Origin of the sequence: Stenotrophomonas pictorum JCM 9942 (assembly GCF_001310775.1) — a bacterium.
In the GTDB taxonomy this organism is placed as follows: domain Bacteria; phylum Pseudomonadota; class Gammaproteobacteria; order Xanthomonadales; family Xanthomonadaceae; genus Stenotrophomonas; species Stenotrophomonas pictorum.
In genome coordinates this window covers 1-1,531 of record NZ_BAZI01000525.1, presented here as the reverse complement: position 1 = coordinate 1,531, position 1,531 = coordinate 1, and the positions used below count along the sequence as shown (strand labels likewise).

1 protein-coding gene and 1 pseudogene are annotated in these 1,531 nt (G+C 68.3%); one reads left to right on the top strand and one right to left on the bottom strand.

The window, feature by feature from the left end; translation table 11 throughout:
- Nucleotides 1-110: 110 nt before the first annotated feature.
- Nucleotides 111-938: a 2-keto-4-pentenoate hydratase gene (locus tag JCM9942_RS15695; protein WP_054660792.1), complete on the bottom strand. Its 828-nt coding sequence runs from the start codon at nucleotides 936-938 to the stop codon at nucleotides 111-113.
- Between the two features lie 131 nt (nucleotides 939-1,069).
- Here JCM9942_RS15695 and JCM9942_RS15690 point away from each other — a divergent pair.
- Nucleotides 1,070-1,531, top strand: a pseudogene (locus tag JCM9942_RS15690) (alpha/beta hydrolase); the annotation flags it as partial.

Here is a 1,531-nt window from a genome sequence, read left to right as displayed (position 1 = left end):
CGGCCGAACACGCCCCCAGCAGCGGCGCGGCCAGCGCGCCCAGGCCGGTGGTGAGAAAACCTCTGCGAGTGATCATTGCGCCCTCCGCGCGTACCCGCTGTACGGACCGGTCAGCCGGCCGCCACAGCCTTGCAGGAAATATCGCCATGGCCTTCAAAGCGGATCACCGCCTGCTGGCCCACCGCGATGTCATGGATGCCGGTGGCATTGCCGGTGGCGATCAGCTCGCCCTTCTTCAGCGGCCGCCCGCGCCTGGCCGAACGCGACAGCGCGAACGCATAGGCCGCGCGCAGCCCTCCGGGCAGGTTACCCGCGCCGCCGGTGCCGACCACCTCACCGTCGATCTCGGTGCTGGCACGCAGCTGCGATTCGTCCAGCGCCGTCCAGTCGGGAATCTCCGCCGCCAGCACCAGGCCATTGTTGTTGCCGAAATCCGACACCACCACCCGCGGGCCGAGCTGGTTGATCGTGGCCAGCGGGCTGCTGGCCACTTCCACGCCGATGAACATCCGTGCCGGCAACGCCGCCGCTTCCTCCGGCGTCCACTCCAGCTTGTCTGCCGGGGCATCGGCCTGCAGCTGCAGCACGTACTCGGCCTCGACCGCGGCAAAACCGCCGGCGCCGGAAAACACCGGAATGTCGTTGATGCCACCGGTAGCATTCCAGAGATGGCGCGAGAACACCGGGCCCAGCAGGCGCTCGTCACCGGACCCATCGCGGCGCTCCGGCGCGATGAAACCGACCTTCCAGCCCACCACCGCATCGTCCCAGCGGGCGATGGCCAAGTCCTGCACCCGGTAGGCGGTGACCAGATCCTCCGGGATCTCGCCCGGGAAGTCCGGAAGCGATGCGCCGCTGCGGCGGGCATCGACAAAGCTGCGGGCAATAGCGTCCAGCCCTGCGGTCTGCGGGTCCTGGCTGTCCTGGTCGTTGCTCAAGTGAGTCTCCTGATGGCTTTGCTGCACCGCGCATCGACAGTGCCGTGACTGGCTGTATATGGTAAACCGGTGTCATCTGGCAATGTGCAGTGCACCAGACCCGCCCGTTCCCTCCTTGCATGCCTCCCTCGATGCCGAACCGGAAACTCCCCAAACCCTTGCATTCAAAGCGTCTTGCGACTGTTCTGGCTTTTCTGTGGTCAATTCCGGGACTGGCCGCGGCCACCGAACCGGAGCCGGGATCGGCCGACCGGATCGCGCTGTGGTCACAGGAGGTGCCACCGGGAGACAAGCCGCTGCCGCAAGCACCGCGCATCGTCGAGCGCAGCACCGATCCGGCGCTGCCGGACCGCTATATCGACCATGTCAGCGCGCCCTATCTGGTGGCCTACCGACCGGCCCGGCCCAACGGCAGCGCGCTGCTGGTGATCCCCGGTGGCGGCTACCAGCGGGTGGTGCTGGACAAGGAGGGCACCGCGCTGGTGCCGGCGTTCGTCGAACAGGGCGGGATGACCCTGTTCGTGCTGCGTTACCGGCTGCCCGGCGAAGGCCGCGCCGACCGCGAGGCGGCACTGGCCGATGCGCAGCGCGCG